At 65.6% G+C, this 18,975-nt stretch carries 14 protein-coding genes; 5 read left to right on the forward strand and 9 right to left on the reverse strand.

The features are described from left to right. Nucleotide 1: 1 nt before the first annotated feature. The 8 genes from DNK34_RS15880 to DNK34_RS15920 all read right to left on the reverse strand — a co-directional run bounded on the left by DNK34_RS15880 (nucleotide 2) and on the right by DNK34_RS15920 (nucleotide 7,993). Nucleotides 2-1,033 (reverse strand): vWA domain-containing protein, encoded by a 1,032-nt coding sequence (locus DNK34_RS15880; RefSeq protein WP_131176325.1) that lies wholly within the window; start codon nucleotides 1,031-1,033, stop codon nucleotides 2-4. Next, nucleotides 1,026-1,520 (reverse strand): DUF4381 domain-containing protein, encoded by a 495-nt coding sequence (locus tag DNK34_RS15885; RefSeq protein WP_131176326.1) that lies wholly within the window; start codon nucleotides 1,518-1,520, stop codon nucleotides 1,026-1,028. The genes DNK34_RS15880 and DNK34_RS15885 overlap by 8 nt, the downstream gene beginning before the upstream one ends. Beyond that, nucleotides 1,517-2,458 (reverse strand): DUF58 domain-containing protein, encoded by a 942-nt coding sequence (locus DNK34_RS15890; RefSeq protein ID WP_131176327.1) that lies wholly within the window; start codon nucleotides 2,456-2,458, stop codon nucleotides 1,517-1,519. The genes DNK34_RS15885 and DNK34_RS15890 overlap by 4 nt, the downstream gene beginning before the upstream one ends. A 106-nt stretch (nucleotides 2,459-2,564) precedes the next feature. Beyond that, a complete protein-coding gene (locus tag DNK34_RS15895) occupies nucleotides 2,565-3,524 on the reverse strand; it encodes an AAA family ATPase (RefSeq protein ID WP_131176328.1) in 960 nt (319 codons plus the stop codon). Between the two features lie 595 nt (nucleotides 3,525-4,119). After that, nucleotides 4,120-5,055: a 5-oxoprolinase subunit C family protein gene (locus tag DNK34_RS15905; protein WP_131176330.1), complete on the reverse strand. Its 936-nt coding sequence runs from the start codon at nucleotides 5,053-5,055 to the stop codon at nucleotides 4,120-4,122. After that, complete coding sequence (locus DNK34_RS15910; RefSeq protein ID WP_131176331.1) at nucleotides 5,052-5,771, reverse strand: 5-oxoprolinase subunit B family protein; 720 nt, start codon at nucleotides 5,769-5,771, stop codon at nucleotides 5,052-5,054. Before DNK34_RS15910 ends, DNK34_RS15905 begins: the two co-directional genes overlap by 4 nt. Further along, nucleotides 5,768-6,520, reverse strand: a complete 753-nt coding sequence (locus DNK34_RS15915; protein ID WP_131176332.1) for a 5-oxoprolinase subunit PxpA — start codon at nucleotides 6,518-6,520, stop codon at nucleotides 5,768-5,770. The genes DNK34_RS15910 and DNK34_RS15915 overlap by 4 nt, the downstream gene beginning before the upstream one ends. Before the next feature lie 255 nt (nucleotides 6,521-6,775). Continuing rightward, complete coding sequence (locus tag DNK34_RS15920; protein ID WP_131176333.1) at nucleotides 6,776-7,993, reverse strand: OprD family porin; 1,218 nt, start codon at nucleotides 7,991-7,993, stop codon at nucleotides 6,776-6,778. 274 nt (nucleotides 7,994-8,267) lie between these two features. Between DNK34_RS15920 and DNK34_RS15925 the strand changes: the two genes are divergently transcribed. From DNK34_RS15925 to DNK34_RS15945, 5 genes are all read left to right on the forward strand, one after another. Beyond that, a complete protein-coding gene (locus tag DNK34_RS15925) occupies nucleotides 8,268-9,212 on the forward strand; it encodes a LysR family transcriptional regulator (protein WP_131176334.1) in 945 nt (314 codons plus the stop codon). 303 nt (nucleotides 9,213-9,515) lie between these two features. Beyond that, a complete protein-coding gene (locus DNK34_RS15930; RefSeq protein WP_131176335.1) occupies nucleotides 9,516-10,502 on the forward strand; it encodes a TRAP transporter substrate-binding protein in 987 nt (328 codons plus the stop codon). Nucleotides 10,503-10,633: 131 nt separating this feature from the next. Further along, on the forward strand, nucleotides 10,634-11,137 hold the full coding sequence (locus DNK34_RS15935) for a TRAP transporter small permease (protein WP_131176336.1): 504 nt from the start codon (nucleotides 10,634-10,636) through the stop codon (nucleotides 11,135-11,137). 59 nt (nucleotides 11,138-11,196) lie between these two features. Beyond that, entirely contained in the window at nucleotides 11,197-12,501 is a 1,305-nt protein-coding gene (locus DNK34_RS15940) for a TRAP transporter large permease (RefSeq protein WP_131176337.1), read from the forward strand. A gap of 283 nt (nucleotides 12,502-12,784) precedes the next feature. Further along, entirely contained in the window at nucleotides 12,785-17,656 is a 4,872-nt protein-coding gene (locus tag DNK34_RS15945) for an NAD-glutamate dehydrogenase (RefSeq protein ID WP_131176338.1), read from the forward strand. 277 nt (nucleotides 17,657-17,933) lie between these two features. Here DNK34_RS15945 and DNK34_RS15950 read toward each other — a convergent pair whose 3' ends face one another. After that, the gene (locus DNK34_RS15950; RefSeq protein ID WP_131176339.1) at nucleotides 17,934-18,932 is read right to left on the reverse strand and encodes an alpha/beta fold hydrolase; all 999 of its coding nucleotides are present in this window, start codon (nucleotides 18,930-18,932) and stop codon (nucleotides 17,934-17,936) included. Nucleotides 18,933-18,975 lie beyond the last annotated feature (43 nt).

The raw sequence follows: 18,975 nt of genomic DNA on the forward strand, positions 1-18,975 counted from the left end.
ATCATGATGGCTTGCGCCCCAGCCGTTGCAGCGCCCGCCGGGCCTGCTGGCGCAGTTGCGGCCAGAGGCTGCGCAGCGCCAGGATCAGGCTGAGCAGCACGGCGGCGCCCAGCGGCCAGGGATAGAGCGCCAGGGCGGGGCGCGCCAGGGTCGGTTGCTGGGCGACCGGTTCGAGGCGGTCGAGGGTGGCTTCGATGGCCTGCAGCTCGTCGCGGTCGCGGGCGCGGAAATATTCGCCGCCGGTCAGCTCGGCGATGCCGCGCAGGGTCGGCTCATCCAGGTCCAGCCCGGGGTTGAAGCCGAACATGCCGAAGGCGCCAGCCTGCTGCGGATCGGCGCCGATGCCGATGGGGTAGATCTTCACGCCTTGCTCGGCGGCCAGGCGGGCCGCGGTCATCGGCTCGATCTCGCCGCCATTGTTGGCGCCGTCGGTGATCAGCACCAGCACGCGGCTGTTCGCCGGACGCAGGCGCAGGCGTTTGACCGCCAGGCCGATGGCGTCGCCGATGGCGGTGTTGTTGCCGGCGATGCCGATCACCGCCTCGTCGAGCCAGGTGCGCACGGCCTGACGGTCGAAGGTCAGTGGCGCCTGCAGGTAGGCCTGGCTGCCGAACAGGATCAGGCCGACCCGGTCGCCGCTGCGGCCGATGATGAAATCGCCGAGCAGGTGCTTGACCAGGGTCAGGCGGCTGACCGCTTCGTCGTCCCAACGCATGTCGGCGTAATCCATGGAGCCCGAGACGTCCACCGCCACCAGCAGGTCGCGCCCGCTGGCCGGCAACGGCAGGGGCTCGCCGACCCATTCAGGACGGGCGCTGGCGGTGAGCAGCAACAGCCACAGCAGGGTGAAATGCAGCTGCTTTTTCCACGGCGGCAACTGCAGGCGCGCGCGGCGTCCGCTGAGGCTCTCCAGTTCGGCGAGAAAAGCGACCTGCAGCGCCGCCTCGCCACTGTCGGCGACGGGCAAGGCCAGACGCAGCAGCCAGGGCAGTGGCGCGAGCAGGAAGATCCACGGCCAGGCGAACTCAAACATGTTTGCGGATCCAGGTGGCGACGGCCTGGTCGAGGCCGGCGATGGCCTTGTCGTCGAGCACGCAGTGCGGGCGATAGGCGCCTTCGACCAGGATCATCCAGCGGGTCAGCCCGGCGGCCGGACAGCGGTTGTCGAGAAAGGCCAGCCAGGCGCGGCTGCTCAGGGTGTGGCTGTTGCTGTCCGGGTAGCGCTCGCGGCACAGGCGTTTGAGCAGGCCGTTGAGCTGCTGCAGCCAGGGGCCGGCATGGGCGCCGGCATAGGGCTTGGGCAGGTGCTGCAGTTCGACCAGGGCGGCTTCGCGCAGGGGATCGAGCGGCTGTTCGGCGGCCTTTTTCCGGGCTGGCCTCGGTAGCCGCTTGAGCAGGCGCAGCAGGCCCCAGGCGAGCAGTGGCAGGAGCAGGGCGAGCAACCACCAGCCGGGCGCCGGCGGCCACCAGCCGATGGCGGCCGGGGCGATCAGCGGTTCGAGAGCGTCGAGGGGATTCATGCGGGTTTACCCGGCTGCCGGGCGTTGAGGTGGTCGCGCAACTGGTCGACCAGGTCACGGCCGGTGGTCAGCGGCAGCAGCGGCACGCCGAGCTTCTGCGCCAGGCGCTGCCAGCGCGCCGTGCGGGCCTGGCCCTGAACGCTGTAGCGCTGGCGCAGGTCGCTGTCCTGGGTGTCCAGTTCCAGTTGTCCGTCGCCTTCGGCGAAACGCAGCAGCCCGGCCTCGGGCAGGGCGTGATCGAGGGGGTCGGAGAGCGGCAGCAACAGCAGGTCGGTATGCCGGGCCAGCAGGATCAGTTGCTGCTCGCTGCTGTCGCCCAGGGTGCGCTCGTCGCACAGCACCACCACCAGGCTGCCGGGGCGCAACACTTCGCGGGCGCGGCGCAGGGCCAGGCCGAAGCCGTCGCGCTGGGCCGGGGTGTCGGTCGCCAGCGACTGGTTGGCGCGGGCCAGGCGGTTGAGCAATTGCAGCAGGCTCTGCTTGCTGCGCCTGGGCTTGATCTCGTGATGATCCTGGCTGCCGAACACCAGGCCGCCGATACGATCGTTGTGGCCCAGCGCGGCCCAGCCGATCAGGCTGGCGGCCCGGGCGGCGAGCACCGACTTGAACATCAGGGCGGAGCCGAAGAACAGTTGCCGGCTCTGTTCGGCGAGGATGTAGATCGGCCGCTCGCGCTCCTCATGGAACAGCTTGGTGTGCGGTTCCTGGGTGCGCGCGGTGACGCGCCAGTCGATGGTGCGCACGTCGTCGCCGGCCTGGTAGACCCGCACCTGGTCGAAGTCCACGCCCCGCCCGCGCAGCTTGGAGTGGTGCAGACCGATCAGCGGGCTGCGCTGCGCCGGCGTGGAGAACAGCTGCACCTCGCGCACGCGGTGGCGCATGTCGATCAGCTCGGCGAGATCGACGCGGATGCCGGGTTGCGCGGGCAGGGCGTGCATGGGCTCAGCGCATGGCCCGGATGCAATCCGGGAGCGGCATGGGGAGACGCCCGGATGGCAGCCGGGCTAGCTCTTGTGGTTTGTGGCTTGTGGCGTGCCGCTGCATTCAGGCCACCGCGACCACATCGAGGATGCGCTGGATCACCCGGTCCTGGTCGATACCCGAGGCTTCGGCCTCGAACGACAGGATGATGCGGTGGCGCAACACGTCGAACAGCACCGCCTGGATATCCTCCGGGCTGACGAACTCGCGGCCGGCGAGCCAGGCGTGAGCCCGTGCGCAGCGATCCAGGGCGATGGAGCCGCGCGGGCTGGAGCCATAGGCGATCCATTCGGCCAGTTCGGCGTCGAACTTGCCGGGTGTGCGCGAGGCCATCACCAGTTGCACCAGGTATTCCTCCACCGCGTCGGCCATGTACAGGCCGAGGATTTCCTTGCGCGCGGCGAAGATCGCCTGCTGGCTGACCCGATGCTCCGGCTTGGCTTCGCCATTGAGCGCGTCGCCGCGGGCCTGGGCGAGGATCTTGCGTTCCACGCTGGCGTCGGGGAAGCCGATCTTGACGTGCATCAGGAAGCGGTCGAGCTGGGCTTCCGGCAGGGGGTAGGTGCCTTCCTGCTCGATGGGGTTCTGCGTGGCCATGACCAGGAACAGCGGCGACAGGTCGTAGGTGCTGCGGCCCACCGACACCTGGCGCTCGGCCATGGCTTCGAGCAACGCCGACTGCACCTTGGCCGGCGCGCGGTTGATCTCGTCGGCGAGCACCAGGTTGTGGAAGATCGGCCCCTGCTGGAACACGAAGCTGCCGGTTTCCGGGCGATAGATTTCCGTGCCGGTGATATCCGCCGGCAGCAGATCCGGAGTGAACTGGATACGGTGGAATTCGCCCTCGATGCCCTCGGCCAGTTCCTTGATCGCCTTGGTCTTGGCCAGGCCGGGGGCGCCTTCGACCAGCATGTGGCCGTCGGCCAGCAGGGCGATCAGCAGGCGATCGATGAGTTTTTCCTGACCGAGGATCTGGCTGGCGAGAAATTGTCTGAGGGCGAGCAGCGCTTCTCTGTGTTGCATAGGTGTGTTCCAGGGTGGAAATCGCGAGCGACGACTCCCGCTCGTCAGGATCGCCCATCTTAATCGAAGCGAGGGGAGGGGGAATAGCGGCAAGCTGCGAGCTTCAGGGCAATTGCACGAGATGACGCCTGCGCATTGACCTAGCACGAGTGGGTGCACAGCGTGTGCATGCATCCGCCGCTTTGCCTGTACGGCGTCTATCGGTTGCGCCCTTACGGCGCCTTACTTTTTCTTGCTTGCCCAAGAAAAAGTAAGCAAAAAGAAGGGCACCCCTGCATCCGGGTCTCGCTGCGCTCGACTTCCCTCGTTGCATCGTCGCTCCGGGGGCCGGCGTACATGGGCCATCCATGGCCCACTACGCCTTTCGCCGCTTCCATGCGGCTCATCCCCCTGCACGGCGATTTCACTCGGCCTCCTGAAGGGGAAATGGGCGTCGCCTGTACCGTCCAGGTATCAGCGGGAAAAGTGGCGCCCAGCGCCGGCATTGAGCCAGAAATGGGAACCTGTCTCTTCGTGCGATTGCCCTGCTTCAAGCTTCAAGCCTTGCTCCTGCTTGTGGCTTGCCGCTTGAAGCTTGCCGCTGCCTCTGCTGCCTCTACGCCCACTGCGCCAGCAGCGCGCGCTGGCTGCGCTGGGCGCTTTCCTGCTGCCGTGGCGCGAGCCGGACCCGCTCGCCGGGCAGGCACTGGGCCAGGCGTGCCACGGCCTGTGGGGTGAGGGCGCCGAGGCGCGGGTAGCCGCCGATGGTCTGGCGGTCGTTGAGCAGGATGATCGGCTGGCCGTCGGCGGGCACCTGCACGGCGCCGAGGGGGATGCCTTCGGAGACCATCGCCGAGCGCTGGCACTGTAGCTGCGGGCCGTTCAGGCGCACGCCCATGCGGTCGGCACGGGTATCGACGGTCCAGTTGCTGTTGAAGGCATCGAACAGGCTCTGCCCGGTGAAGTCGCCGATCTGCGCGCCGAGGATCAGTTCCAGGCGCGGCGAGGGCGTGAAGCGCGGTATCCGCGCCGGAGGAATCCGCCGTGGCGCGCAGGCCTGGCCCTGCCAGTCGAGGCAGTCATCCGGCGCCAGGGGCCGGCCATCGCCGTGCAGCCCGCCGAGCGCCTCGCGCGCCACCGTGGCGCGGCTGCCGAGCACCGGCTCGGCGAGAAAGCCGCCAGGCGCTGCAAGGTAGGCCCGTGCGCCGTTCAGCGGCTGGGCGAAATCCAGGCGCTGGCCCTTGCTCACCCTGAAGCTGCGCCAGGGCGCCAGGGGCTGGCCGTCGAGGGTGGCGCCCAGGTCGGCGCCGGCCAGGGCCAGGTCGCCATCCTGCTCGCAGTGCAGGCTGAGGTTGCCCAGGGTGATTTCCACCACCGCCGCATCGAGGTCGTTGCCCAGCAGCCAGTTGGCCCAGCGCAGCGAGATCCAGTCCAGGGCGCCGCCCTGGGTCACGCCGAGGTGGCGCACGCCGAAGCGGCCGGCGTCCTGCAGCAGGGCGAACGGCGTGCTGCGCAGCACACGCAGGCCGGCGCAATCGTGCTGATGACTCATGGCGCGGGCTCCAGTGGGGTGTCGTCGCCGCCGAGACGAATGAATTCGGCCTGTTCGATGGCGACGAAACGCACGCGGTCACCGGGCTGCATCAGGCTGTAGCCTTCGATGTCGCGGTCGAACAGTTTCGCCGGGGTGCGCCCCAGCAGGTTCCAGCCACCGGGCGAGACCACTGGGTAGACCGCGGTCTGGCGATCGGCGATGCCGACGCTGCCCGGCGCGATGCGCTTGCGCGGGGTACTCAGCCGCGGTGTGGCCAGGGCATCCTCCACCAGACCCATGAAGGCGAAACCCGGCGCGAAGCCGAGGGCGAACACCTGGTACTCGCGCGCCGTGTGACGCTGGATCACTTCGGCCTCGCTGAGCCCGCTGCGTTTGGCCAGCAAGGGCAGTTCCGGGCCCACGCTGGCGTCGTACCAGGTGGCCAGGGTGTGGCAGCGCCCGGCGCCGGTAGTGGCTGGCTGCAGGTCACTGAAAGCCTCGACGATCAGCGCTTTGGCCTGCATCGGATCGAGGGCTTCGAGGTCGTACTGCAGCAGCAGGGTGGTGTAGGAGGGCACCAGGTCGATCAGCGCGTCGCCGAAGCACTGGCGCAGGCGCTCGCTGGCGGCCAGCAGCCAGGGCATGTTGCGTTCATCGATCTGTTCGAACAGACGCAGGATCAGGGCGTCGATCCCGGCGATCTCGATCTTCGGCGTGGGTGCGTTCACGCTCATGCCTGGGCCAGGGTGTCGAAGGCTTCACGGATGCGGCGTACCGCGGCGACCGAGCCGGCGTTGTCGCCGTGCACGCACAGGGTATGGGCATGCAGGTGCAGCGCGCTGCCATCGCTGGCCAGCAGCGCATCGCCCCGGGCCAGGGTGGTGGCCTGCTCGACGATGGTCTCGGCGTCATGGTGCACGGCGCCGGGCAGGGCACGCGAAACCAGGAAGCCGGCGGGGTCATAGGCGCGGTCGGCGAAGGCCTCGAACCACAGGCTGATGCCGAATTCGTCGCCGATGGCCTGGGCCTGGCTGTTGTCGCGGGTGCTCATGAGCATCACCGGCAGGCTGCTGTCATAGGCCGCCACGGCACGCATCACCGCCCGCAGGATCTCCGGTTTGCGCATCATGTCCTGGTACAGGGCACCGTGGGGTTTGACGTAGCTGACCCGGGCACCCTGGCTGCGGCAGATACCCTCCAGGGCGCCGACCTGATAGAGCAGCAGGTCTTCGACCTCCTTGGGCGAGCAGGCCATGGAACGGCGGCCGAAACCGACCAGATCCGGGTAGGCCGGATGGGCGCCGATCCGCACGTCGTGGGCCACGGCCAGGGCCACGGTCCTGGCCATGGTGCTGGGGTCCGAGGCGTGGAAGCCGCAGGCGATATTGGCGCAGTCGATGAAGGGCATGACCTCGGCATCCAGGCCCATTTTCCAGGCACCGAAGCTTTCACCGATATCGCAATTCAGGAGCAGGCTGTTCAAGGGGTTGTCCTCTGTGCGTTCTACGTTCACATGCGGATACGTCTGATGATCCTGACTGGCATTTTTCAGTGCCACGGGCAAGGCGTCCAACTAATTAAAGCGGCCGCCGGGGATAGGAAAAGTCGATGGCGCTGCTGGTCAGCGCCTCGACCTGGTGCGACAGGCTCCGGGTCCCGGTGGGGCGGAGTCCGGCTTCATTGTATCGGGTGGACGCTGGGGAAGGTTTCGGCACACGCGTGATGAAACCCCGCCCCCTCACCACAGAGGCATGCTGTAGCTCAGGATCAGACGGTTTTCGTCCAGGTCGTTGCCGAAGTTGGAACGAACCGTGGCGTTGCGCCATTTCAGGTTGAGGTTCTTCAGCGCACCGGACTGGATGGTGTAGGCGATATCCATGTTGCGTTCCCACTCCTTGCCATCGTTGCCACCGGCTACGGCGACGTTGTCGCCGGAGATGTAGCGAGTCATGAAGGTCAGGCCGGGAATGCCGATGGCGGCGAAGTTGTAGTCGTAGCGTGCCTGCCAGGAACGCTCTTCGGCGTTGGCGAAATCGCCGATCTGCACGAAGTTGACCAGGAACGGGTCGCTGCTGGCGATATAGGGAAACGGATCGTCGCCGCTCATGCGCTGGTAGCCGGCACCGATGGCGTGGCCGCCCAGGGTGTAGGTGAGCATGGCGCCGAAGGCCTTGTTGTCGATGTCGCGGAAGTTGCCGTCTTCACGGCTCTGCGAGTAGCGCAGGTCGGTTTTCAGCGACTGGCCTTCGCCCAGCGGCAGCAGGTGCACCAGGGTGCCGTAGTACTGCTGGTAGACGTCTTCGAGGGTGCCGTAGTGCAGGCCGGCGGTCAGTTCGGGGGTGATCTTGTAATCACCGCCGCCGAACACGAACGAGTCGCTGCTGCCACCGATGCGGTTGGCGGTCATCTCGGTGTAGTCGGTGGAGCTGTTGGCCTTGATGCGGTTGATCTTGCCGCCTTGCAGGGTCAGCCTGTCGATTTCCTGCACGTTCAGCAGCGCGCCCTGGAAGGTTTGCGGCAGCAGGCGCGAGTCGTTGGCCGATACGATCGGGCTGCGGAAGTGCAGGGCGCCGACCTTGAGGGTGCTGTTGGAAATCTTCGCCTTGGCGGTGAGTGCCAGCTTGGAGTACTCGTCCTGCGAGCCGCCGGAGCCATCGGCCGGCAGCAGACCGCTGCCTGCGGTGCCGTCGCCGGAGTCGAGTTTCAGGCCGAGCATGCCCAGGGCATCGATGCCTACGCCAACGGTGCCCTCGGTATAACCGGACTCGGCACGCAGCAGGAAGCCCTGGGCCCATTCCTCGGCCTTTTCACGGGCGCCTTCCTGGCGGAAGTCCCGGTTGAAGTAGAAATTGCGCAGCTCCAGGCTGCCCTTGCTGTCGCCGATGAAGTCGGCGTTGGCCAGGCCGGGTACGCTGCTGGCGAGCAGCAGGGCGGCCATGCGGGTGGACGGTGTCATGCGGAGTCTCTCCTGATGGTTGAGCGCGCAGCGGTATGTTCCGTCTGCTTGGCAGTGCGCGATTTATCGTTCTTGTTAGGGGGACGGTACGGCGCTGCATTCTTGGTAGCCGCGGCCGAGAGCGTCCAACGAGAAAAACCGGTGGCGGCCCATAAGAAAAGTCGATGCGCTAAAACGGGGCGATGGCGGGGTGGCTGGCATGCAAACTGCTTCCACTGCCGCCGTTGCAGGCTTCTTATCGCCCGCATTACTTTCATCGCCGGGGCTAGTCGCCATGAACCTGAGATTTCTCGAGACCTTCGTATGGGTCGCTCGCCTGAAGAGTTTTCGCCTGACCGCGGAGAAGCTGTTCAGCACCCAGGCGTCCATTTCCAGTCGCATCGCCGCGCTTGAAGACGAGTTGGGTACACGCCTGTTCCTGCGTGATTCCAAAGGTGTGTCGCTGACCCCCGAGGGGCAGAAGGTGCTCGAGTACGCCGAGCAGATGATCGACACCATGCAGGCCATGAAACAGTCGATCAACGATGCCAGCAGCATCCAGGGGCGCATCCGCGTGGGCGCGATGGATACCGTCATTCACACCTGGCTGAGTTCGTTCGTAGCAAAGATCATGGAGTGTTACCCGGCGGTGGAGATCGAGCTGACTGCCGACACCTCGCGCAACCTCTGCGAGCAACTGCAGAAAGGCTATCTGGACATCATCTTCCAGACCGATGTGATGCGCGGCGACAGCGTGCGCAACCTGGAGCTGGCGCGCTATCCGGTGCAATGGATCGTGCCCACCGGCTCGCTCTATCACCGGCCATTCACCTCCATGGACGAGCTCGCTCGCGAGCGCATCATCACCTTTTCGAAGAACTCGCGGCCGCACCAGGACATCCTCAACCTGCTGCATGCCGGCAACGTGGTTTCCCCACGCATCAGCTGCGTCAACTCGGTCGCGGCGATGACCCGGCTGATCCGTGATGGCTTCGGTATCGGTGCCTTGCCGGCCTCGCTGGTCAGCAAGGAGCTGGAGCTTGGCGTGCTGAGCATCCTCGCGGACGTGCCGCAGCCGCCACCGCTGGATATCGTCGCCACCTGGCGCAGCGGCGTGGGGCTGGAACTGATCGAGGACATCGTCGCCCTGACCCCGGAGGTGCTGGCGCAGTACAGCGAGGAAATGGGCGACGCGCGCGTGACCCTGGTCAGCCCCGGCCTGGAACGCAAGACGGCCTGAATGGCTGTCGGCAGCCTGCTGCCCATCCGCCTTGAAAAGGCGTCGATTATTTATTTTTTGCCCTTTAACAGTGCGCAGGAGCTCTGTTGCGCCTCGTTTTATCCCATAACGATTTCTGATCATGCACCCCCGTTTTTTCTAGTTGGACAGCCTCTGGCGATCTGACGAGACTCGAAAACGGCTGCCGATACGTCCCGCGCATCTCGAGGGTCTCTGACGCTGAACACCGGGCCGGCCCGTGGGGGCGGTGTCCGGGGCGCGCCATCCGTTCGCCACGTACCCCTTACTGATCTGGAGAAACACATGAAGACAACTTCGTTTCGCTTCGGCCTGACGGTTCTGGCCTGCATCATGGGCACGATGAGCATTTCCGCCCAGGCGGCCGAGCGTTGGAACATGTCGGTCGAACAGCCGGATGGCAACTCCATTACCAAAGTCGCCAAGGATTTCGCCAAGGAGGTTTCCACCGCCACCGCGGGCGAGCTGGAAATCCGCGTACACGCCAACTCCTCGCTGTTCAAGCGTCCCGAGGTCAAGCGGGCGGTGCAGACTGGCCAGATTCAGATCGGCGATGTACTGATGTCGGTACTGGGTAACGAGGATGCGATCTACGAGATCGACAGCGTGCCGTTCCTGGCGCGCAACTACAGCGATGCGCAGAAACTCTGGGAAGTCAGCAGGCCGGCCGTCGAGGCTCGCCTGGAGAAGCAAGGCATCAAGCTGCTGTACGCCATGCCCTGGTCGCCGCAGAGCATCTTCACCAAGACGCCGATCAGCAGCATGGCCGATTTCAAGGGCATGAAGTTCCGCGCCTACAACCCGGCCACCTCGCGCATGACCGAGCTGATGGGCGCGGTGCCCACGGTGATCAACACCGGTGAAGTGCCCCAGGCCTTCAGCACCGGCATGATCAACGGCATGCTCACCTCGCCGACCACCGGTGTCGACACCCAGGCCTGGGATTTCTCCAAATACTACTACGACGTCAAGGCATTCATTCCGAAGAACTTCGTGATCGTCAACGCCCGCGCCTTCGCCCGCCTGCCGGAAGCCTCGCAGCAGGCCGTGCTGGCAGCGGCGGCACGTGCCGAGGAGCAGGGCTGGGCGGCGGCCGAGGCGGAAACCGGCAAGCTGGTCGCCACCCTGGCCGAGCATGGCATGCAGGTCAGCGAGAGTGCGCCGGCGGAAGTCGAAAGCGGCTTCGAAAGCATCGGGGCGACCATGGCCGCCGAGTGGCTGCAGCGCACCGGCGATGAAGGCCAGGCGATCATCGACGCCTATCGCAAGTGATGAAGCGGCAGCGGGCGTGGCTCACGCTCGCTGCCATCGTGGTGAAAGCCCACAGGCGTTTTCATCCCCCGAACCGCGCAAGGTGGCGACGCCTTGCCAATCGCTCCCTTCGCGTGCGAGGCGTTTGCGCCATGAGTTGGCTACGTAAGTTGTATACCCTGTCCGGCATGCTTGCCGGTGTGTTCCTGATGCTGATCTGTCTGCTGATCGTGGCGCAGATCCTGGCGCGTCAGTTCGGCAGCATGATTCCGTCGACCGACGAATTCGCCGCCTATTGCATGGCCGCATCGGGTTTCCTGGCGTTGCCCTATGCGTTGATGCGCGGCGCGCACATTCGCGTCGAGCTGCTGTTTCGCATCCTGCCGCGCCGCTGCCTGTTCGCCGTCGAGGTGCTCGGCAATATCGTCGGGCTGGTGATCGCCGCTTACCTGGCCTGGTACTGCGCACTATTCGTGCTCGAGTCCTACCAATTCAAGGAAGTGTCCTCCGGCTTGCTGCCGATCCCGATGTGGCTGCCGCAACTGCCGATGGTGCTGGGCACCGCGATCCTGGTGATCGCCATGACCGAGCGCCTGGTGCTGGTGTGCATGGGCCGCCGTTTCGAAGACGAAACCCCTGGCGTGATGAGCGAGTAAGCAGCTCGCCTGACGAATAGACCCGGTGGCCAAGGCCGCCTGATAAAAGTGAGTTCGCCGTGGAATACACAATCATTGCAATCACCCTGCTGGTGGCGCTGTTCGCGCTGCTCGGCGGCGGTGTCTGGGTGGCCTTGTCGCTGCTCGGGGTCGGCATCATCGGCATGGAGTTGTTCGGTGGCGCACCTGCCGGCTCGATTCTCGCCTCCAGCAGCTGGACGGCCAGTGCCAGCTGGACGCTGACGGCGCTGCCGCTGTTCATCTGGATGGGCGAGATTCTCTATCGCACCAAGCTTTCGGAAGACATGTTCAAAGGGCTTTCGCCCTGGGTTCGCGGGCTGCCGGGGCGCCTGCTGCACGTCAACGTACTGGGCTGCGGCATCTTCGCCGCGGTCAGCGGCTCGTCCGCCGCCACGGCGGCGACCATTGGCCGTATCTCCCTGCCCGAGCTCAAGTCGCGCGGCTACCCGCAAGGCATCTCCATGGGCTCGCTGGCCGGCGCCGGCACCCTCGGCCTGCTGATCCCGCCGTCGATCATGATGATCGTCTACGCCGTGGGTGCTCAGGTTTCGGTTTCGCGCTTGTTCATCGCCGGCATCCTGCCCGGTCTGCTGTTGCTGGCGATCTTCTCCGGCTACCTGATGATCTGGTCGAAGCTCAACGCCGACCAGTTGCCTGCGCAAGAGCCGGCGCTGCCGCTGCGGGAAAAGCTGCGCCGCGCGCGCCTGCTGATTCCGGTGGTGGTGCTGATCGTCTCGGTGATCGGCTCGATCTACAGCGGTATCGCCACCGCCACCGAGGCCGCCGCGCTGGGCGTGGTAGGCGCGTTGCTCATCGCCCTGTACTCGCGCTCGCTGACGGTGGATACCTTCATGTCGAGCCTGCTCGGCGCGGTCAGCACCTCGTGCATGATCTTCTTCATCCTGCTGGGCGCAGCCTACCTGACCGCTGCGATGAGTTTCACCGGGCTACCGACGGCGCTGGCCGACTGGATCATCGCCAAGCAGATGTCGCCTTACGTGTTGCTGCTGGCGCTGATGGTGTTCTTCGTCATCCTCGGCAGTTGCCTGGACGGTATCTCGATCATCCTGCTGGCCACCGCGGTGATTCTGCCGGCCGTTCAGGCGGCGGGTATCGATCTGCTGTGGTTCGGCATCTTCATCATCCTCACCGTGGAGATGGCGCAGATCACGCCGCCGGTGGGTTTCAACCTGTTCGTCATCCAGAACCTCACCGGCAAGGACATGTGGACGGTGGCCAAGGCCAGTTTCCCGTTTTTCCTGCTGCTGGTGTTCATGGCCATCATCATCACCCTCTTTCCTGAGATCGTGCTGGTGCTGCCGCAGGCCATGACCGCCGCTTGACGGGATAGCGCTGCCGTTCTCTCCATCAAGGCCCCACACAGCATGCTGTGTGGGGCCTTGTTACATTCACAGGGCCCTGGTGAACGAAAATGTCGCCGCGTCGCAAGCGTCCGGTCATCGACTGTCGTTAAGCTCTGGCGGCACCTGTGACTCATGAGTCATCGCTCGAACCTGCGCGTGCAGCGGCTGCCCGGGTCACCCCGATCCGCTGGGCGAAGGTTGAACTAGGACATGGAACACGAATCGCAACTAGGGCCCTAGCAGCCCAAAACGGAGCATAAACATGGCGTTCTTCACCGCGGCCAGCAAAGCCGACTTCCAGCATCAACTGCAAGCGGCCCTGGCGCAGCACGTCAGCGAGCAGGATCTGCCACGCGTGGCCCTGTTCGCCGAGCAATTCTTCGGCATCATCGCCCTCGACGAACTGACCCAGCGGCGCTTGTCCGACCTGATCGGCGCCACCCTGTCCTCCTGGCGCCTGCTGGCCAGCTTCGATCCCGCGCAGCCACAGGTTCGCGTCTTCAACCCCGATTATGAAAAGCACGGCTGGCAGAGCACCCACACCGCCATCGAGGTGCTGCACCCGGACATCCCGTTCCTGGTCGATTCCGTGCGTATCGAGCTCAAGCGCCGCGGTTACAGCATTCATACCCTGCAGAACAGCGTGATCAGCGTGCGCCGCGACAAGCACGGCGCGCTGCGGGATGTCCTGGCCAAGGGCAGCCAGGGCAAGGACATCCATCAGGAATCGCTGATGTTCCTGGAGATCGACCGCTGCGCCAGCAATGCCGAGATCAAGTCGCTGCACAAGGCGCTGCTCGAGGTGCTCGAAGAGGTGCGCCTGAGCGTCGCCGACTTCCAGCCGATGAAGGCCAAGGCCCAGGAACTGCTGACCAGGCTGGGCAAGGGCAAGCCCGCCCGCGGACACAAGATCGATGCCGCCGAGCTCGAGGAAATCAAGGTGTTCCTCGCCTGGCTGCAGGATGACCACTTCACCTTCCTCGGTTACGAGGAGTTCACCGTGCACGAGACTGCCGACGGCGGTTACATCGAATACGACGAGGCATCCCTGCTGGGGCTGTCCAAGCGCCTGCGCAGCGGGCTGAGCAAGGACGACCTGCATATCGAGTCCTATGCGCTCAACTACCTGCGCGAGCCGATGCTGCTGTCCTTCGCCAAGGCCGCGCAACCGAGCCGGGTGCACCGCCCGGCCTACCCGGATTTCGTCTCCATCCGCGAAATCGATGCCAAGGGCAAGGTGGTCAAGGAGTGCCGCTTCCTCGGCATCTACACCTCCATCGCCTACAGCGAGAGCGTGCGCGACATCCCCTATATCCGCCGCAAGGTCGCCGAGGTGGAGCGGCGCTCCGGCTTCACCGCCCAGGGCCACCTGAGCAAGGAACTGGTCAAGGTGCTCGAGGTGCTGCCGCGCGACGACCTGTTCCAGACGCCGGTGGAGGAGCTGTTCAACACCGCGTTGTCGATCGTGCAGATCCAGGAGCGCAACAAGGTGCGCCTGTTCCTGCGTTTCGACCCCTACGGCCGATTCGTCTATGCCCTGGCCTATGTGCCGCGCGATGTGTACTCCACGGAAACCCGCCTGCGCATCCAGCAGGTGCTGGTCGACCGCCTGCAGGCCAGCGACTGCGAGTTCTGGACCTACTTCTCCGAATCGGTCCTGGCCCGTGTGCAGTTCATCCTGCGTGTCGACCCCAGGACCAAGCTGGACATCGACCCGCAGCAACTCGAACGCGAAGTCATCCAGGCCTGCCGTTCCTGGACCGACGACTATGCCGCGCTGGTGGTGGAGAACTTCGGCGAGGCCAAGGGCACCCGCGTGCTCAGCGACTTCCCGAAGCATTTCCCGGCCGGCTACCGCGAGCGCTTCGCCGCCCATTCGGCGGTGGTCGACATGCAGCACCTGCGCAGCCTGTCCGATGAGCGCCCGCTGGTCATGAGCTTCTACCAGCCGCTGGTGCCGGGCGAGCGCCAGCTGCACTGCAAGCTGTACCACGCCGATACGCCACTGGCGCTGTCGGACGTGTTGCCGATCCTGGAGAACCTCGGGCTGCGCGTGCTCGGCGAGTTCCCGTACCGCCTGCAGCACCAGAACGGCCGCGAATTCTGGATTCACGATTTCGCCTTCACCTACGCCGAAGGCCTGAAGCTGGATATCCAGCAGCTCAACGACACGCTGCAGGATGCCTTCGTGCACATCGTCCGTGGCGACGCCGAGAACGATGCCTTCAACCGCCTGGTGCTCAACGCCGGCCTGCCATGGCGCGACGTCGCCCTGTTGCGCGCCTATGCCCGTTACCTCAAGCAGATCCGCCTGGGCTTCGACCTGGGCTACATCGCCAACACGCTGCTCAACCACACCGATATCGCCCGCGAGCTGGTGCGCCTGTTCAAGACCCGCTTCTACCTGGCGCGCAAGCTCCATGCCGACGACCTGCACGACAAGCAGCACAAGCTGGAACAGGCCATCCTCGGCGCCCTGGACAACGTCGCGGTGCTCAACGAAGACCGCATCCTGCGGCGCTACCTGGACCTGATCAAGGCCACCCAGCGCACCAACTTCTACCAGGCCGACGCCGCGGGCGAGGCGAAGAGCTACTTCAGCTTCAAGTTCGATCCCAAACTCATTCCCGAGCTGCCGCGGCCGGTGCCCAGGTTCGAGATCTTCGTCTACTCGCCACGGGTCGAGGGCGTGCACCTGCGCTTCGGCAATGTCGCCCGCGGTGGCCTGCGCTGGTCCGATCGCGAGGAGGATTTCCGCACCGAAGTGCTCGGCCTGGTCAAGGCGCAGCAGGTGAAGAACGCGGTGATCGTGCCGGTCGGCGCCAAGGGCGGCTTCGTGCCCCGGCGTCTGCCGGTGGGCGGTGGCCGCGACGAGATCCAGGCCGAGGCGATCGCCTGCTACCGCATCTTCATCAGCGGCCTGCTCGATATCACCGACAACCTCAAGGAAGGCGCGGTGCTGCCGCCGGCCAACGTGGTGCGCCACGATGACGACGACCCCTACCTGGTGGTAGCCGCCGACAAGGGCACCGCGACCTTCTCCGACATCGCCAACGGCATCGCCGCCGAGTACGACTTCTGGCTGGGCGATGCCTTCGCCTCCGGCGGTTCGGCCGGCTACGACCACAAGGGCATGGGCATCACCGCCAAGGGCGCCTGGGTCTCGGTGCAGCGGCATTTCCGCGAGCGCGGCATGGACGTGCAGAAAGACTCGACCACGGTGATCGGCATCGGCGACATGGCCGGCGACGTGTTCGGCAACGGCCTGCTGCTGTCCGAATCCCTGCAACTGGTGGCGGCGTTCAACCACCTGCACATCTTCATCGATCCCAATCCGGATGCGGCCAGCAGCTTCGTCGAGCGCAAGCGCCTGTTCGACCTGCCGCGCTCCAGCTGGGCCGACTACGACACCGCCTTGATCTCCAAGGGCGGCGGCCTGTTCCTGCGCAGTGCCAAGAGCATCGCCATCAGCCCGGAAATGAAGGCACGCTTCGACATCGAGGCCGATCGCCTGGCGCCCACCGAACTGCTCAACGCGCTGCTCAAGGCGCCGGTCGACCTGATCTGGAACGGTGGCATCGGTACCTACGTCAAGTCGAGCCGCGAGAGCCACGCCGACGTCGGCGACAAGGCCAACGACCTGTTGCGCGTCGATGGGCGCGAGCTGCGCGCCAAGGTGGTGGGCGAGGGCGGCAACCTGGGCATGACGCAACTGGGTCGTGTCGAGTTCGGCCTTAATGGCGGCGCCAGCAACACCGACTTCATCGACAATGCCGGTGGCGTGGACTGCTCCGACCACGAGGTGAACATCAAGATCCTGCTCAACGAGATCGTCACCGCCGGCGACATGACCGGCAAGCAGCGCAACAAGCTGCTCGCCGAGATGACCGAGGCGGTCGGCGGCCTGGTGCTGGGCAACAACTACAAGCAGACCCAGGCATTGTCCCTGGCCGAGCGCCGCGCCCGCGAGCGGCAGGGCGAGTACAAGCGCCTGATGGCGGCACTGGAAGCGGCCGGCAAGCTGGATCGGGCGCTGGAGTTCCTGCCCACCGACGAGGAACTCAACGAGCGCGCGACCAAGGGCCAGGGGCTGACCCGCCCGGAACTCTCGGTACTGATCTCCTACAGCAAGATCGACCTCAAGGAATCGCTGCTCAAATCCGAGGTGCCGGACGACGATTACCTGGCCCGCGAGATGGAAACCGCCTTCCCGCCGCTGCTGGCGAAGAAGTACGGCGAGGCCATGCGCCGTCACCGCCTCAAGCGCGAGATCGTCAGCACGCAGATCGCCAACGACCTGGTCAACCACATGGGCATCACCTTCGTGCAGCGCCTGAAGGAATCCACCGGGGTCAGCTCGGCCCATGTCGCCGGCGCCTACGTGGTGGTGCGCGATGTCTTCCACCTGCCGTTCTGGTGGCGGCAGATCGAGGCCCTGGATCATCAGGTGCCCGCCGAGCTGCAACTGACCATGATGGACGAACTGATGCGCCTGGGCCGCCGCGCCACCCGCTGGTACCTGCGCAGCCGGCGCAACGATGTCGATGCCGCCCGCGATGTCGGCCACCTGGGGCCACGGGTCAAGGCGCTGGCCCTGCGTCTGGACGAACTGCTCGAGGGCCCGGCCCGCGATCAGTGGATGGCGCGCTACCAGGCCTACGTCGAAGCCGGCGTGCCCGAGCTGCTGGCCCGCGTGGTGGCCGGCACCAGCCACCTGTACACCCTGTTGCCGATCATCGAGGCGGCGGATCTGACCGGACGCGAACCGACCGAGGTGGCCGCGGCGTACTTCGCCGTGGCCGATGCCCTGGATCTGTCGTGGTACCTGCATCAGATCAGCGGCCTGAGCGTGGACAGCAACTGGCAGGCGCTGGCCCGCGAAGCCTTCCGCGACGACCTGGATGCCCAGCAACGGGCGATCACCGTTTCCGTGCTGCAACTGGCCGATGGGCCGGAAGCGATCGAGGAGCGGGTACAGGTCTGGCTGGAGCAGCATCGCCGCCTGGTCGATCGCTGGAAGGGCATGCTGGCCGAGCTGCGCGCCGCCACCGGCAGCGATTACGCCATGTATGCGGTGGCCAATCGCGAGCTCGGCGATCTGGCGCAGAGCGAGCATCCGCTGCTACCCGCTTGACCGGCTGACGCTGAACGCGACGCCCCGACTGGTTCGGGGCGTTTTTTATGGCCTGCCATCCCTGGCGGCCACCGTCGCAAGCGACGTTAAAATGGCTCCTGGCCATTTTTTATGGGCGGGCCTGGCGAAGGTGTCGAGCAATCGAACGGGGCGTGCGGATGGTGCCGGCGCGCGGCGACACCCTGCGGGGGATCCCGGGTATCGCTTCGCTCCACCCAGGCTACGGTTGTCCAGTCTCCCGTGGGAGGTGCTTCAGCGGCGCTTAATGGCCATCGCCTCAGGGCTTCTGGCGCAACCCCTCGAGCAGGGCCTTGTGGAAGCGTTCCGGCTCCTGGATCTGCGGCGAGTGACCGAGGTCGGGGAAGGTGACCAGGGTTGCGCTGGGGATGCGTTTCGCGGTGGCCGGGCCCAGTTCCTTGTAGTTGCCCAGTTTGCTGCGCATGGCTTCGGGGGCGGCGTCCTTGCCGATGGCGGTGTTGTCCTGCTCGCCGATCAGCAGCAGGACCGGCATGCGCAGGTTGGCGAACTCGTAGACCACGGGCTGGGTGTAGACCATGTCGTAGGTCAGCGCCGAGTTCCAGGCCACGGCTTCACGGCCTTCGCCCTGGAACATGCCGGCCTGCATGTCGACCCAGCGGTCGAACTCGGGGCGCCACTGTCCGGCGTAGTAGGTGTTCTTCTGGTAGTTGCGGCTGGCCTCGGCGCTGCTCTTCAGTTCGCGCTGGTACCACTGATCGACGCTCAGGTAGGGCACGCCCAGGGTCTTCCAGTCTTCCAGGCCGATGGGATTGACCATCGCCAGTTGCTCGACCTGATCGGGGTAGAGCAGGGCGTAGCGGGTGGCGAGCATGCCGCCCATGGAATGGCCCATGACGGTGACCCGTTCGATACCCAGCTGTTGCAGCAGGGCGTGGGTGTTGCTCGCCAGTTGCTGGAAGCTGTACTGGTAATGGGCCGGCTTACTGGATTTGCAGAAACCCACCTGATCCGGCACCACCACCCGGTAGCCGGCCTCCGTCAGCGCGGCGATGCTGCCTTCCCAGGTGGCGCCGCAGAAGTTCTTGCCGTGCATCAGCACCACGGTGCGGCCATTGGGCTGTTTGCCCGGCACGTCCATGTAGGCCATCTGCAGCGCGCTGCCTTGCGATTCGAAGACGAAGCGCTTGACCTCGTGGGGGTAGTCGAAGCCTTCCAGTTCCGGCCCGTACACGGGCGTTGCGCTGGCGAGGGCGGGCAGGCTGCCCGTTAGCAGGAGGGGGGCGAGGAAACGTCGCACAGGCGTGCTCCAGACAGAGAGTGTCTGCCGAGACTGGCACCGC

This window comes from Phytopseudomonas dryadis (assembly GCF_004327355.1).
GTDB lineage: Bacteria > Pseudomonadota > Gammaproteobacteria > Pseudomonadales > Pseudomonadaceae > Aquipseudomonas > Aquipseudomonas dryadis.

Excerpts from the sequence above, each read along its gene's own strand:
- DNK34_RS15890 (WP_131176327.1), bottom strand. The coding sequence starts at position 2,458 with ATGCACGCCCTGCCCGCGCAACCCGGCATCCGCGTCGATCTCGCCGAG.
- DNK34_RS15930 (WP_131176335.1), top strand. The coding sequence starts at position 9,516 with ATGAAGACAACTTCGTTTCGCTTCGGCCTGACGGTTCTGGCCTGCATC.
- DNK34_RS15910 (WP_131176331.1), bottom strand. The coding sequence starts at position 5,771 with ATGAGCGTGAACGCACCCACGCCGAAGATCGAGATCGCCGGGATCGAC.
- DNK34_RS15945 (WP_131176338.1), top strand. The coding sequence starts at position 12,785 with ATGGCGTTCTTCACCGCGGCCAGCAAAGCCGACTTCCAGCATCAACTG.
- DNK34_RS15920 (WP_131176333.1), bottom strand. The coding sequence starts at position 7,993 with ATGACACCGTCCACCCGCATGGCCGCCCTGCTGCTCGCCAGCAGCGTA.
- DNK34_RS15880 (WP_131176325.1), bottom strand. The coding sequence starts at position 1,033 with ATGTTTGAGTTCGCCTGGCCGTGGATCTTCCTGCTCGCGCCACTGCCC.
- DNK34_RS15925 (WP_131176334.1), top strand. The coding sequence starts at position 8,268 with ATGAACCTGAGATTTCTCGAGACCTTCGTATGGGTCGCTCGCCTGAAG.
- DNK34_RS15885 (WP_131176326.1), bottom strand. The coding sequence starts at position 1,520 with ATGAATCCCCTCGACGCTCTCGAACCGCTGATCGCCCCGGCCGCCATC.
- DNK34_RS15905 (WP_131176330.1), bottom strand. The coding sequence starts at position 5,055 with ATGAGTCATCAGCACGATTGCGCCGGCCTGCGTGTGCTGCGCAGCACG.
- DNK34_RS15935 (WP_131176336.1), top strand. The coding sequence starts at position 10,634 with ATGAGTTGGCTACGTAAGTTGTATACCCTGTCCGGCATGCTTGCCGGT.
- DNK34_RS15895 (WP_131176328.1), bottom strand. The coding sequence starts at position 3,524 with ATGCAACACAGAGAAGCGCTGCTCGCCCTCAGACAATTTCTCGCCAGC.